Below are 14,832 nucleotides of genomic sequence, written 5' to 3' on the forward strand. Positions count from 1 at the left end.
CATGTCAGTCGGCTCACGTGTCGAACGGTCGCCCCGGACCCCTGCTGAGGACGGCGGTCGGCCCTTTGAGGTGGTGGGACGCGGGCGGCAACTTCAGGAGCTCATGGCGCTACTCGGGCAGGGCGCTGGCGCGAGCAGCCGTGCCGTGCTGCTCTCCGGGGAGCCCGGCGTGGGCAAGAGCGCACTGCTCGCGGAGGTCGGCAGGGTCATGTCCGAGGCCGGGGCCCGGGTGCTGTCGGCCGTCGGCGTCCCGTCCGAGGCCGAACTCGCCTATGCCGGACTCCACCAGTTGCTGTTGCCGCTGAACGACCGGATCGAGCGCTTGGCTGATCCACATCGCGGGGTGCTGCGCAGCGCGCTGGGCTACGGGGGCGATGGGGTTCCCTACGGGCGGCACGTCGCCGAGTCGGTGGTCGTCCTGCTGCGTCGGGCGGCAGCCGAGGGTCTCGTGCTCGTCGTCGTGGACGAACTCGCCAGTTTCGACCGGGCCAGTTCGGCGGTGCTGGGCGTCGTCGCCCGCCGGTCGGCGGGCATCCGGGTCGGATTTCTCGCCGCTTGCAGATCGGGAGCCGAGACCTTCTTCGAACGAGCCGGACTCACGGAGTGCGAGCTGCCGCCGCTGGACCCCGACGCGGCGGCGGAACTGCTCCGGGCCCGCTTTCCCGGGCTGGCCTCACCGGCGCGGGAGCGTGTCCTGGCGCAGGCGCGGGGCAACCCGCTGGCTCTCGTGGAGCTGCCCGCCGCGCTGAGCGGCCCCCAACACGACACGTCGGCCGATCTGCCCGACGTACTGCCTCTCTCCCCACGCCTTCGGAGCCGCCACGCCTCGCGCGTGGCTCGCCTTCCGGCCGCATCACGCCGACTTCTGTTGCTCCTCGCCCTCGACGGCACCGGAGACCCGGGAGTCCTCCGTGCCGGATCGGACGACCCGAAGGTGCTCGCGGCGCTGTCGGCGGCGACGCCGGACCGTCTCGTCGCCTTCGACGACACGAGCCGACGGTTCGTCTTCAGACATCCGCTGACCAGGGCCGCGGTCATGGAGACCAGCACTCTGACCGAGCGCTGTCAGGCCCATCGCACGCTCGCCGAGATCCGTGCGGAGGCACCCGAGCGGCGGGCCTGGCATCTGGGCCGGGCGACCCTCGTTCCCGACGAGCGCGTCTCCGCCCTGCTGGAAGAGGCCGGGCAGTGCGCCGCCCGGCGGGGTGACGCCACGGCGGCGGTTGCCACCTTCACCAGGGCCGCCGAGCTGAGTTCCCGAGCCGCGGACCGCGCACGCCGACTGGTCCTGGCCGCCCACCTCGCTGCCGACGCGACCGGTGAACTGCGCACGGCGTCACGACTCCTCGACCGAGCCCGGCGCGCGGCCCCGGAACTGACCGGGTCCCCACTCGCCGCCGCGACGGCGGCCCTCCTCCTGCTCAACGGCGACGGCGACGGCGACCTCGACATGGCGCACCGACTCCTCGTGGACGCAGTCGAGACCGGAGACGACGGCGAGGACGACGCCCTCCGTGAGGCACTGCGCATGCTGCGGTTGGTGTGCTGGTCCGGTGGCCGGGATGACCGGTGGACACCCTTCCGAGCCGCCCTCGACCGTCTGAAGCCGGCGGCGCCGCACCTGGACACCGCCCGTGCCGACTGGTTGAGGCAATCACGGGACGTGTCCTGGGACGCGGTCCGTCGGGGACGCCGGGGCGGCAACGTACGCAGGCACATCGACGGGCTCATGTACCTGTGCCTGGAGAATTTCCCGGCCGGCCGGTGGGAGGAGACCGGAGCTCTGGCCGCTGAGGGCCTGAGGGTCTGCGAGGAGCGCCGATACCCGTTCTTCTCCTGGTACTTCGAGTACCACCGGGCCCTGCTCGCCGCCGTCCAGGGGAACTTCGAGGAGAGCCGGAGCACGGCCGACCGGATCACGCAATGGGCTGTGCCGCGCGGGGTTCTGACGGCGGCCGACTTCGCGGACCATGCCCGTGTCCTCACCGAACTCGGCGCGGGCGACTACGAGTGCGCGTACCGCCACGCGGTGGCGATCACTCCCGTCGGCCGAGTTGCCTCCCGACCTCCGCACACGCTGTGGGGCTGCATGGACCTGGTGGAGGCGGCCACGCGCACCCGGCGCTCCGCCGAGGCGCGGGCACACGTGCGGGCGCTCCAGGAGGCCGGTGTCGCGACCCGCTCCCCGCGACTGGCGCTGCTGGTGGCGGGCTCGGCCGCACTGGTCGCACCCGATGACGGCGCGATCGTACGTTTCGAGGAAGCCCTCGCCGTCCCGGGAGCGCAGGACCGGCCCTTCGATCTGGCCCGTATCCGGCTGGCTTACGGGGAGCGTCTGAGACGCATGCGTTTCGTCACGGAGGCACGAGCCCAACTGGAAGCGGCGGGCGAGGCGTTCGAGTATCTGGGCGCCCGGCCGTGGGCGGATCGGGCTGCGGGCGAACTCCGCGCCACCCACCGCTCCCGCACCGGAGCGAAGCACGGTTCCGTGACCCTGACCGCACAGGAACGGGAGATCGCCGTACTCGCCGCTTCCGGGTTGACCAACAAGCAGATCGGCGAACGTCTCCATCTGTCGCCCCGAACCGTGGGTACGCACCTCTACCAGCTGTTTCCGAAGCTGGGAATCGCCAAACGGGCGGCCCTCAGGGATGCGCTGGCGTCTCTCCCCGCGCCGCGAGGGCCTCGCTGAGGGTCACCCGCGAGGTGATGCCGAGCTTCGGATAGATCCGGTGCAGGTGGGCCGCCACGGTGCGGTGGGAGAGGAAGAGACGTTCACCGATCTGCTTGTTGGTCAGTCCCGCGGCGGCGAGTGCGGCGATCTGGTGCTCCTGCTCGGTGAGCGGACTGGTTCCCGGATCCTGGAGGGCCCCGAGGCCGGTACGGCCGGTCGCGCGCAGTTCCTCCGCCGCCCGCGTGGCCCAGGGAGCGGCTCCGAGACGACGGAAGGTCGTGAGGGCGGCGGACAGGTGCGTACGCGCGTCAGCGACGGCCCGTGTGCGACGCAGGTGCTGTCCGTAGGCCAGCCGGACCCGGGCGAGCTCGAAAGGCCAGCGCTCGGCACCGGGAACGGCGAGGGCTTTCTCGAAGGCGTCGACGGCCCGGTCCTCGGGGGCGACGAGCGCCGCCGAACCTTCGGTGACCAGCGCAAGACGGCCGGAGACGGCAGGCAGACCGGTCTGTCGCATCACGGCGACATGGGCGAGCGCCTCGGCTCGGCGTCCGGTGCGGACGGCGGCCTCCACCAGGTCCAGGAGAACCCAGAGAGCCAGCGGGGCATGGGGGACCAGCACGCCTGAAGGGCTGATTGCCGATGCTTCGAGGTAGGCCTTCTCGTGGTCGCCGCGCGCCAAGGCTGCCAGCGCCGTCATGTGCCGCGCGAAGTGCTCGACGGTCCGTGCCCCGCGGGGTACCGCCCAGTCCGTGATCCCCTGTGCCAGTCCCCGCACCGTGCCGTCCTCGCCCCGTGCGGCGGCCAGCAGGCCCTGGGCCCGGCGGAACTGCTGCGCCAGCATCTGGTAGCCGTGCGCCTCGCACAGCGCCAGCCCCTCCGCGGCGAGACGGCCGCACTCGTCCCACCGGCCTGTCATGAAGTCGTCCAGGCACAGCACCACCAGCGCGATGAGGGCCGACGTCACCGCGCCGCCTTCGCGGCCGTCCTCGACCACGGGCCAGAGCGCCGTACGGCACCCCGTGGCCCGGTCCACGAAGAGGGCCGCCATCGCGATCCGCTCGATCCGGCTCGGGTCGGTCTCCCGGTGCAGGTCCTGGATCACCGCGTCGAGCAGGCCGAGGGCTGCGGGGGAGGAGCGCGCCGGGTCCGAGTAGACGTCGCCGAGCAGTTCCTGGAGGGGCGGCATCGGCACGGTCAGCTGCGCCGTCGCTGCATGATGCGCGGCCCACAGCTCGGGCCTGCCCGCGCACAGACACACCCTGCGCAGGGTGCACAGCGCCTCGAAGAGCGCCTCGTCGTCGCCGTCGGACCGGCCGTCGCGGGTGGTGATGGCACCGACGAGCAGCCGGTGCGCGGTATTGACGTCACCGTCGCGGTTGAGCAGCACCTGGGACGCAGCGGCCGCCGCCCGCAGCGACCCCCTCAGCTCGGGGTCGGCACGCCGGGCCTCGACGAGTAGTTCGGCCGCCGTGCGCAACTCGCCGGCGACGTCCGCGCCCACGAAGGCGGCTTCGGCCAGCCGCCTGCCGCGGTCCGCGGGACCCGGAGTGAGGTCCGCGGACCGCACCAGCGCGTTGAACGCGCCGACGGCGTCGCCGCGCCGGCGGACCCGGTGGGCGGTGCGCTCCAGGAGCGCCGCGACCTGTTCGTCCGGATCGGGCGTGGCCTCGGCCAGGTGCCAGGCCCGGCGATCGGGCTGCCCGGTCAGGGCCTCGGCCAGAGTGCGGTGGGCGGCAAGGCGCTGACCGCTGGTCGAGCCGGACACGACGGTCGCGCGGATCAGCGGATGGTGGAAGGTCAGCCGCCCCAGTCCGCGGTGCTCGATCCGCACCAACTGCGCCCGCTCCGCTGGCGCGAGAAGGGACAGCACGTCCTCGCCAGGGGTGGCGGCCCGCAGCACCGACAGGTCGCCGCCGCCCTCCAGCGCGGCCAGGAGCAGCAGCCTGCGGGTGGGGGCAGGCATCTCCGCGACCCGGGAGGCATACAGGTCCTGCAGCCGACGGCTGAGCGGGAGCACCTCGGGCAGCACCACGCCCGCACTGCCCCGCGAGTCGCCGAGCGCTGTCGGCAGCTCCAGCAGTGCCAGCGGGTTGCCGCGGGCCTGCGCCAGGACCCGTCGCAGCTCGCGACCGCCGAGCGACGGGAACCGGGAACCGACCAGGTCGGCCGCCGCTCCGCCGTCCAGCGGGGACACGGTGAGCTCGGGAAGTCCCGCCCGTTCGAAGAAACTCTCGAATCCCGGACGGTAGGCGGCGAGAAGGCCCACCCGGCTCCCGCTCAGCCGCCGGGCCACGAACGCGAGCGCCGCGGCACTGGCTCGGTCGACCCATTGCAGGTCGTCGAGGACCAGCAGAACCGGGCGCTCGCGCGCGGCCCGGCGGAGCAGCGCGAGTACGGCCCCGTAGAGGACCAGTCGGTCCACCGGGGCGCCGTCGCCTCCGCCCGGAGCCGCGCCGAGAGCTCCGCCCAGCGCCACGTCAAGGGCCTGGCGGTGCACCGGGTCGAGCCCTTCGCACTCATGCAGCAAGGGTTCGAGCACGTGGTGGAGTCCGGCGAAGCTCAGATCCGCGAGGAACTCGATCCCGTCGGAGCGCAGGACCAGCACACCGGCCGCCGTTGCCACCGTCGCCGCGGCGTCCAACAACACGGACTTGCCGACGCCGGGCTCCCCGGACAGCACCAGCACCCCACCGCGCTCGGGCACTTGGCCGACGTACGACCGAAGCAGCTCCAGCTCCCTGTCGCGTCCCACCAGTGCCCCGGTCGTGCTGCGCGGCACCGAGCCGTGACCGGCCACCTTTGGCCCCCTTCGGAAACTGACGTGGCGGACTACTCGTCCTGGGCCGTGATTCAGTCGGCGTCAGGTCGTGGGGCGCGCAGGTGTGACCGCTTCTCCAGCTCCTCCTCGTCGACCAGCGTGAGCATGGGGCGGCCGGGCGCGCACAGCATGATGACGACGTACTTGGCGGGCGTGTCCGACAGGGCGTTGCCGTTCTGGTAGTGGATCACGTCCCCGCCGGGCTCCCAGAACGTCTCACCGGCCTTGATCACCCGCTCCGGCTCACCTTCGAGTTCCCAGCGGACGGCACCCTCGGTGACGTAGCCGAAGGCGGGCCCCGAATGGCGGTGCGGCGGGGTCCCGGGGTGTCCCGGGGGCCACTCGACCACCACGGTCATCGCCGAAGCGCCCTCCGGCACGAAGGGCGGCTTGACGTCCGCCAGCATCCTGGGCCCGGTCCCGCTCATCGATTCGTTGTCCAACACCGTGTCCTACCTCCGGTCGATCCGACTGTTCAGGAAGAAGACAACGCGCGGCCCGGATGTGTGACACAACGAGCGACTCCGGTTGACCGCAGTCGAATGACTCATGCAACTCGCCACAGCAACAAGGAAGCTGAGCCGGTAGTCGAATCGACGGTGCACTGCACCGTCTTCACACGGAATCACAACGTGAGGAACCACACCATGTCTCTCGGTCTCGAACAGAACGGCGGGCTGACCGTCGGCGTGGATCTCGGCGGCACGAAGATCGCCGCAGGGACGGTCGACCCCGCGGGAGAGGTCGTCTCCCGGATGCGGGTCCCCACCCCGCGCGACCCGGACCGGATAGCCCGGGCGATCGCCGAGGCGGTCCAGCAGGTCCGCAAGGACCGGGACGACGTCAGAGCGGTCGGTGTCGGAGCCGCCGGATACGTGGACGCGGACCGCGCGACGGTGCGCTTCGCACCCAACCTGGGGTGGCACGACAAGGAGATCCGGGACTTCGTCCAGGAGGCCACCGGGCTTCCGGTCGTCGTCGAGAACGACGCGAACGCCGCCGCCTGGGGCGAGTTCATCCACGGTGCCGGTGCCGGACACGACGACATGCTGATGGTCATGGCGGGCACCGGCCTGGGCGGCGGCATCATCAGCAGGGGCCGGCTCTTCCGCGGCCGCTTCGGTATGGCCGGCGAGATCGGCCACTACCGGGCCGTTCCCGACGGACTGCCGTGCCCCTGCGGTCAGTTCGGCTGCATGGAGCAGTACGCCAGCGGGGCGGCTCACACGCGCCGTGGCCGCGTGATGGCGGCCGCCGATCCGGCTCGCGCCGCTCAGGTGCTCGCGCTGGGCGACGGCACGCCCGCCGGCCTCGACGGGCGCCATCTGACCGAGGCCGCCCTCGCCGGGGACCCCTTCTCCCTCGACGTGTTCGCCGAGTCAGGCCGCTGGCTGGGCCAGGCCCTCGCCGACCTCGCCTCCATCCTCGACCCGTCCGTCCTCGTCATCGGCGGCGGCCTCGGCGACACCGGCGAGCTGATCAGGCGCCCGGCCGAGGTTGCCTACCGACGGGCCCTCGGCGGCGGCGAACACCGTGTCTACGCCGAGGTCCGCACGGCCACCGCCGGATCGGACGCCGGACTCATCGGCGCGGCGAACCTCGCCCGCCTCCACGAACTGCTCGTAGCCCCGGTGGCCGGCGTCTGAGCCGTGCGCACTGGTCAGCCGCCAGCCGTCTTCCCGATCCACGTCCTCTCCGACTGGTGATCCTGTCAGCGTGCCGGGCCCCGTCCCGTGAAGGAGTTGCTTTCCATGACCGCGAACGCCTCATCCGAGGGGCGAGCCCACCCAAGGGCCGCGCTCCGCCCGACCAACCTCCGACGCGTCACCTACATTTCGGCGGCCGCGTCGATCGGCGGCTTTCTGTTCGGCTACGACAGTGCCGTCATCAACGGCGCCGTCACCGGGATCCAGCACCGATTCGACGTCACCTCCAGCGAGACGGGCACCATCGTCGCCTCGGCCCTGCTCGGGTCCGCCTTCGGAGCGGCCGTCGCCGGGCGACTGGCCGACCGCATCGGCCGTCGGCGCGTGATGCACCTCGCCGCGGTCCTCTTCGCGATCAGCGCGCTCGGTTCGTCCGTGCCCTTCTCCGTCTGGGACCTGGGCGCCTGGCGCGTCGTCGGGGGCACTGCGATCGGCCTCGCCTCGCTGATCGGGCCCACTTACATCGCCGAGGTCGCCCCACCCGACCATCGAGGGCGGCTGGCCTCGTTCCAGCAGGCGGCCATCGTGCTCGGCATCACCGCCTCCCAGCTCGTCAACTGGGGCATCGCCCAGGGAGCCGACGGCAGGAGCGAGAACCCGCTGGGTGCCCTGCACGCCTGGCAGTGGATGCTCATGGCCGCTGTCGTACCGGCGCTCGCCTACCTTTTGCTCACCCTGCGCATCCCCGAGTCGCCGCATTTCCTCGTCGCGAGGGGCCGTGAGGGCGAGGCCCTCGCCGCGCTGCGTGAACTCCAGGGCACATACACGGGCGCCGAAGACCGGATCACCGAGATCCGGCACGCTCTCAAGACCGATCACAAGCCGCGGGTACGCGATCTGCTCGACGGCCGCTTCGGCCTGCTGCCGATCGTGTGGGTCGGCATCGGACTGGCCGTCTTCCAACAACTCGTCGGCATCAACGTCATCTTCTACTACTCGTCGTTGCTGTGGCAGTCAGTGGGCATCGACCAGGCGAACTCCCTTCTGATCAGCCTCTCCACATCGATCGTCAACATCGTCGGAACCGTCGTGGCGATGCTGCTGATCGACCGGGTCGGCCGCAGGCCGCTCGCGCTGACCGGTTCAGCCGGCATGGCCGTGTCGCTGGCCTTCGCGTCCTGGGCGTTCTCGTACAAGACGGGCAGCGGCGGCAGTCTGTCCATCCCGGACACCCAGGGGACCGTGGCGCTGGTCGCCGCCCACAGCTTCGTGTTCTTCTTCGCGGTCTCCTGGGGTGTGGTGCTCTGGGTGATGGTCGGCGAGATGTTCCCGCTGCGGATCCGTGCCGCGGCGATGTCGGTGGCGACGGCCGCGAACTGGATCGCCAACTGGGCCGTCACCGAGAGCTTCCCGCGCATGTCGGACTGGAACCTGTCGTCCACCTACGCGCTCTACGCGGGCTTCGCGCTGCTCTCGTTCGTGTTCGTCGCCGTCCGGGTGCGGGAGACCAATGGCAGGAAGCTGGAGGAGATGGGATGACAGCGCCACGTATCGCGGCCTGCCGGGGCACCGACACCGCGACCTTCTTCCCCGCTCCTGGCGATCTGGCGACCGTCCGGCGGGCGCTCCTGATCTGCGGCCGGTGTCCGGTGCTGATCCCCTGTCGCCGGTACGCGCTCGACCACCGGGAGCGGTACGGGATCTGGGGCGGCCTGACCGAAGAAACCCGCGAGACGCTCCTGCGCATCGGGCCGCCGCCGGCTGAACCGGGAGTGACAGCTGCGGAATCTGTGTCTCCGCGCTGGGCCGCAGACACTGCTCAAGTCGTTCTACCGATGGTGTGAGAGACCCGAGGGTGTAACGGGCCACGGCTAGGATGCGGTGCGACGTGACTCTCCGCTCGGAGGAAGCCGCACATGCCCAGCCCAGCAGCAGCCCCCGCGCCATGATCGGCCGGGACGAGGAACTGCACATCCTGCGCGGGCTGCTCGCGGACGCGGCAGCCGGACGCGGTGGCGCGCTGCTGATCCATGGCACCGCGGGCGTGGGCAAGTCGGCTCTGCTGCGGGCGGTCGGCACAGCGGGCACCGAGCGCGGCTTCAAGGTGCTGAGCACGGCCGGTGTGGAGACCGAGCTCTGGCTGCCGTTCGCGGCCCTGCAACTGCTGTTGCAACCGGCCGCCGACGGCATCCGGAAGCTGCCGTCCCCGCACCGGACCGCACTGGTCGACGCGTTCAGCGCCACGCAGACCGAGCCCCACATCTTCCAGGTCGCGCTCGCCGTGCTCGAACTGTTCGCCGACGAGGCCGACCGGCAACCGCTCCTGCTCCTCGTCGACGATCTCCAGTGGATCGACGCGCCGAGCCGGGATGTCCTCGCCTTCGTCGCCCGGCGCACCCGCGATCTCCCCGTACTGATGGTGACGGCGTCCCGGACCCACAGTCCTGGCTCCTACGCCCCGAGCGCGCAGCCGGACCTTCCCCTGCGACCGCTCGATGGGTCGGCCGCCGCCGAACTGCTCGACGCAGGTGCACCGGACCTGTCGGCGCCGCTGCGGGCCCTTGTCCTGGAGCGAGCCGCGGGCAACCCGCTGGCCCTGGTCGAGCTCCCCAAGACGGTGCGGGACGCCGCGCCGCAGCTGGACGATCTGCCCCTGACTCAGCGGCTGGAGGACGCGTTCGCCGCGCGTACGGACTCGGCGAGCCCGGAATGCCGAACGCTCCTGCTGGCCCTGGCTGCCGAGCCCAACGCACCACTGAACCGGCTGCTGGACGTGTCGAGCGGTCTCACGGGCACGAAGGTCACCCTGGACGCGGTGCAGGAGGCGGTCGACGCCGGCCTGGTCGGTCTGATCGGCCGCGCCCTCGAGTTCCGGCATCCGCTGATGCGCTCGGCGATCTACACCCGCGCCGCGGTCGCCGACCGGCTGGCCACCCACCGCGCCGTCGCCGAGGCGATGGCCGACACCCCCGAGCGCCGGCTTTTCCACCTGGCTGCCGCAGCGATCGGTCCGGACGAGGAACTCGCCGCTCAGCTGGAACGTTTCGCCGATACGGCGCTGGCCCGGGGAAAGGTGGCCTCGGCCGTGCCGGCACTGCGCCAGGCGGCCGAACTCGTCCAGGATCCGCGCCGCAGGACCGAGATCCTGGTCCGGGCGGCCGAGTCCGCCAGCGAGATCAACGACCGGGTCCACACCCAGCTTCTGCTGGACCGAGCCGACATGAGCGAACTCGGCCCGCTGGAGCGGGCGCGCCTCATGGTCGTATCGGACAAGGCGGCCTTCGAACCCGACGAACCGCAGCGCCGGATCGAGGACATGGTGACCACTGCGGCCGGCGCATTCGACACAGGAGACGTGCGGGTCGCCGAGAACCTGCTGTGGCGGGCCGCCGCCCGGTGCTTCTTCCAGGACGGTGACGCACGGGTGCGCTCGCTGGCCGCGGCCGAGCTGGACCGGTGGAACCCCGATCCAGACGCTCCCGTCGTTCTGACGGTACGGGCGTACACCGAGCCGTACCGGTACGGCGCCGAGGTGATCACACGGCTCGGCAACCTCCAGCCGGACCGCCAGGACGGCCGGACCATGCACTTCCTCGGCAGCGGCGCGATGGTCCTGGGTGAGGTCTCCCTCGCCGCCCGCCACCTGTCACGGGCGGCCACGGCATGGCGGTCGCAGGGCAGACTCGGGCTGCTCGCCCGGTCGCTCGCGGGCAGTTGGCCTCGGGTCTACCTCGGTCAGCTCGACCGGGCCCGTGAGGAGTCCGGTGAAGGACTCGCCCTTGCCGAGGAGACCGGCGAGTGGATCGTCTGGCTGGGCGTGAAGGCGACGAGCGGCCTGGTGGCGGCGATACGCGGAGAGACCGAGGCCGCGGCACGGATGCTCGGCGAACTGCGCACCCACCGGCTGTTCCCCGGCATGCCGTTCGCCGCCGTGATGGCGCAGCAGATCGAGGGCCTGCTCGCGCTCTTCGACGGCCGCTCCGCCGAGGCGTACGACGTCCTCGCCCGCGCCTTCGACCCGGACGACCCGCACTACCACTCGGTCAGCCGCTGGCTGCTCGCACCGGATCTGGCGGACGCCGCGGTGGCCGCTGGCACCGTAGAGCAGGCCCGGGAACTACTGGGAGAACTAACCGAGTCGGCCGTCCGGCTGCCCTCGGAGATGATGGTGGTGGCCCACGCTTACACGGAGGCAGCGCTGGCGCCGGACGACACGGCGGAGGAGCACTACACCGCGGCACTGGCCGCGTTGCCCGCCGGCTGGGCTCTGGCGCGGGCCCGGCTGCACCTGCACCACGGCCGCCGGCTGCGTCGGCAACGGCACTACGTCGACGCCCGTAACCCGCTGCGCAGTGCCCGCGACGAGTTCGACCGCATCGGCGCGCGGCCCTGGGCCGAGATGGCTCGCGAGCAGTTGCGGGCCGCCGGCGAGTCGAGCGGCCGACGGCACGCGAACACCAGCGACCGGCTGTCGGCCCAGGAGATGCAGATCGCGGTGCTCGCGTCGCAGGGGCTGAGCAACCGGGAGATCGGCCAGCGTCTGTTCATCTCGCATCGCACCGTAGGAGCCCACCTGTACCGCATCTATCCCCGCCTGGGCATCACCAGCCGGGGCAAGCTCGGCGCCGCGCTCGCCGCACTCCAGGACGGACACCCGGCGACCGACCCGTCGGAGGCCGACGTCGGCTGAGCCGGCCGACCGCACTCCGAACGCCATGGGATCCGGCAACTGCCTGCGCCGACCCGAGGCAAAGCCGTCGTCCCGGTAGACCATGAGCGCGGTGATCAGGAGACGGATTACCATATCCAGCGAGGAGTCCTGACAAGGGAGCTGCCATGGCGAGGCGCGGTGCGCGGGCCGGGCTTCTCGGCAGAGCGAGCGAATGCAAGATTCTCGACGATCTCGTGGCAGGTGCCAGAGCCGGGCGCAGCGGTGTCCTGGTCCTGCGCGGTGAGCCCGGGATCGGCAAGACCGAGCTGCTGAGCCACCTCCTTGCTCGCGCCACCGGATGCCGCACCATCAGGGCGGCCGGCGTCCAGTCCGAGATGGAACTCTCCTACGCGGGTCTGCACCAGCTCTGCGCTCCGCTGCTCGGAGGTCTCGACCAGCTGCCCGAACCGCAGCGCGACGCGCTCGGCACGGCCTTCGGCCTGCGCGTGGGCGCTGCCCCCGACCGGTTCCTCGTAGGTCTGGCCACGCTGAGTCTCCTCGCGGACGCCGGGGGTGACCAGCCGCTGGTCTGCGTCGTCGACGATGCGCAGTGGCTGGACAGGGCGTCTGCGCTGACCTTGGAGTTCGTGGCCCGTCGACTGCTCGCGGAATCGGTTGTGCTCGTGTTCGCCGTTCGTGACACCGGTGCGGAGCACGCGCTCGGCAACCTTCCCGAACTGTCCGTCACGGGACTGACCGAACGCGACTCCTGGACCCTGCTTGACTCGGTCGTCACAGGTCCGCTGGACGAACGGGTGCGTGAACGCATAGTCGCCGAGTCACGCGGAAACCCGCTGGCCCTGCTCGAACTGCCCCGCGGGTTGTCCCCAGCGGAGATGGCCGGAGGGTTCGAGCGTCCGGACGCATGGCCCTTGTCGAGCCAGCTCGAACAGGAGTTCCTCCGCCGCATTCAGGCGCTTCCCGTCGAAACCCGCTCTCTCCTGTTGATCGCCGCCGCCGAACCGCTGGGCGACGTGACCCTGCTCAGGCGCGTGGCCGAGCACCTCGGAATCGACGCCGACGCCGCCGTGTCGCACGAAGGCGCGTCGGACCTGATCACACTCGGCACCCGGGTGCGGTTCCGGCACCCGCTGGTGCGCTCGGCGGCCTATCGCGCGGCGAGCCCGAGCGAACGCCGAGAGGTGCACAAGGCGCTGGCCGACGCCACCGACGCCAGGCTCGACCCCGACCGCCGATCCTGGCACTTGGCCGACGCCGCCGCCGGGCCCGACGAGACGGTGGCCGCCGAACTGGAGCGCTCCGCCGGCCGAGCCCTGGCGCGGGGCGGGATCGCCGCGGCCGCCGCGTTCCTCCAGCGTGCGACCGCCCTGACGGAGGATCCCGCGCGACGCACACAGCGCGCGATGGCCGCGGCGCAGACGAAACTCCAGACCGGGGCGTTCGAGCAGGCGGCCACACTGCTCGGCACGGCGGCGGCCGGACCCGTCGACGAACTGAGCCGCGCGCGAATCGAGGTCCTGCATGCCGGGCTCGCCTTCGCTCAGAACCGCGGCGGCGAGGCCCCGTCACTGCTGCTCGCCGCCGCTCGCCGGTTCGGCCGGCTCGACGATGTCGGACTCGCTCGCGGGACCTACTTGGACGCCATCGCCGCGGCGATCTTCGCCGGCCGCCTGGCGCGCGGCCCAGGACTGCTGGAGGTGGGGGAGGCCGCCCGCGAGGCACCGCAGGCACGGCGGCCGGAGGTGTCCGACGTGGTGCTGGACGCCCTCGCGGTGCGACTCACCGACGGTCTCCCCGCCGCGGCGCCGATGATGGAGCGAGCACTGAAAGCGCTCAGCGACGAACGGCTCCCTCCCGAGGTGCAGCTCCGCCGCCTCTGGCTCGCGTCCGTCATCGCCGCGGATCTGTGGGACGACGAGCGCTGGCTTGCGGCCTCGACACGTCATGTGACGATCACCCGCGAGGCCGGAGCACTCAGCGCTCTCCCCGACGCCCTCGACTCCCGCACGTACTTGCACCTCATCGCCGGGGAACTGGCGGCTGCCGAGTCGCTGATAGAGGAGACGGCGGCGGTGTGCGCGGCCACCGGCAACACCAGCCCCGGACGGGTCGGCCCCCTCGGTCTGGCCGTCTGGCGCGGTCGCGAGAGCGAGGCCCGTACGTTGATCGAGACGAACCTGGGCGAGGCGGTGCCTCGCGGACAGGGGGCCACCGTCACCGTCACACGCTGGTACGAGGCAGTGCTTTGCAACGGGCTCGGTCAGTACGCACAGGCGCTGACGGCGGCCCGGGAAGCAGCGGCCGAGCACCGGGAGTTCGCCTCCTCCCGGTGGGGCCTGGCGGAGCTGATCGAGGCGGCCGTACGGAGCGGCTCGCCCGAGTCGGCCACCGACGCGCTGGAGCGGCTCTCGGAGGCGACGCGAGCCAGCGGCACCGACTGGGCGCTGGGCGTGGAAGCGCGCTCGCGGGCGCTGCTCAGCGAGGGCGATGCCGCGGAGCGGCTCTATCGTGAGGCCATCGAGCGGCTCGAACGAACCCGGGTGCGCATGGAAGTGGCCCGCGCACATCTCCTGTACGGGGAATGGTTGCGCCGCGAGAACCGCCGTGCCGACGCCCGTGCCCAACTGGACGTCGCACATGGCATGTTCAGCCGGTTCGGAGCGGAGGCGTTCGCTGCACGCGCGCGAGGCGAGTTGCAGGCCACGGGGGCGAAGGTTCGCAGCCACACGATCGCGAGGCCCACGGGGCTCACCCCTCAGGAGGCGCAGATCGCCCGGCTCGCCGGGAAGGGACTCACCAACCCTGAGATCGGCGCCCAGCTGTTCATCAGCCGCCACACGGTCGAGTGGCACCTCCGCAAGGTGTTCTCGAAGCTCAGCATCTCGTCGCGTCGGGAGATCCGGGCCATCCAGTTCGAGGACGAGGCGACATCGGCCTGATCGCATCGCGGCTGCCGCTGCCGTGACACTGTCACAGAACCTTCGGGTGCCCGGTCATCATTCCAAACGGGTGTGAACCGACA

At 71.7% G+C, this 14,832-nt stretch carries 8 protein-coding genes; 6 read left to right on the forward strand and 2 right to left on the reverse strand.

Translation table 11 applies throughout. The features are described from left to right. Position 1: 1 nt before the first annotated feature. A complete protein-coding gene (locus ACFULQ_RS16020; RefSeq protein WP_383543685.1) occupies positions 2-2,692 on the forward strand; it encodes an AAA family ATPase in 2,691 nt (896 codons plus the stop codon). Here the strand turns inward: ACFULQ_RS16020 and ACFULQ_RS16025 are convergent. Together ACFULQ_RS16025 and ACFULQ_RS16030 are read right to left on the reverse strand one after the other, a co-directional pair. Continuing rightward, entirely contained in the window at positions 2,646-5,471 is a 2,826-nt protein-coding gene (locus tag ACFULQ_RS16025) for an ATP-binding protein (protein WP_383543687.1), read from the reverse strand. The genes ACFULQ_RS16020 and ACFULQ_RS16025 overlap by 47 nt on opposite strands. A gap of 53 nt (positions 5,472-5,524) precedes the next feature. Next, complete coding sequence (locus tag ACFULQ_RS16030) at positions 5,525-5,920, reverse strand: cupin domain-containing protein (protein WP_383543800.1); 396 nt, start codon at positions 5,918-5,920, stop codon at positions 5,525-5,527. Between the two features lie 219 nt (positions 5,921-6,139). Between ACFULQ_RS16030 and ACFULQ_RS16035 the strand changes: the two genes are divergently transcribed. From ACFULQ_RS16035 to ACFULQ_RS16055, 5 genes are all read left to right on the forward strand, one after another. After that, positions 6,140-7,138: an ROK family glucokinase gene (locus tag ACFULQ_RS16035; RefSeq protein ID WP_383543690.1), complete on the forward strand. Its 999-nt coding sequence runs from the start codon at positions 6,140-6,142 to the stop codon at positions 7,136-7,138. A 105-nt stretch (positions 7,139-7,243) separates the two neighbouring features. Then, positions 7,244-8,677 (forward strand): sugar porter family MFS transporter, encoded by a 1,434-nt coding sequence (locus tag ACFULQ_RS16040; RefSeq protein WP_383543693.1) that lies wholly within the window; start codon positions 7,244-7,246, stop codon positions 8,675-8,677. Then, the gene (locus ACFULQ_RS16045; RefSeq protein ID WP_383543696.1) at positions 8,674-8,982 is read left to right on the forward strand and encodes a WhiB family transcriptional regulator; all 309 of its coding nucleotides are present in this window, start codon (positions 8,674-8,676) and stop codon (positions 8,980-8,982) included. The genes ACFULQ_RS16040 and ACFULQ_RS16045 overlap by 4 nt, the downstream gene beginning before the upstream one ends. Positions 8,983-9,026: 44 nt before the next feature. Then, on the forward strand, positions 9,027-11,828 hold the full coding sequence (locus ACFULQ_RS16050; protein WP_383543699.1) for an ATP-binding protein: 2,802 nt from the start codon (positions 9,027-9,029) through the stop codon (positions 11,826-11,828). 146 nt (positions 11,829-11,974) lie between these two features. Next, positions 11,975-14,749: an AAA family ATPase gene (locus ACFULQ_RS16055; protein ID WP_383543702.1), complete on the forward strand. Its 2,775-nt coding sequence runs from the start codon at positions 11,975-11,977 to the stop codon at positions 14,747-14,749. The last annotated feature ends 83 nt before the right edge of the window (positions 14,750-14,832 follow it).

Origin of the sequence: Streptomyces sp. NPDC057253 (assembly GCF_042669125.1) — a bacterium.
GTDB lineage: Bacteria > Actinomycetota > Actinomycetes > Streptomycetales > Streptomycetaceae > Streptomyces.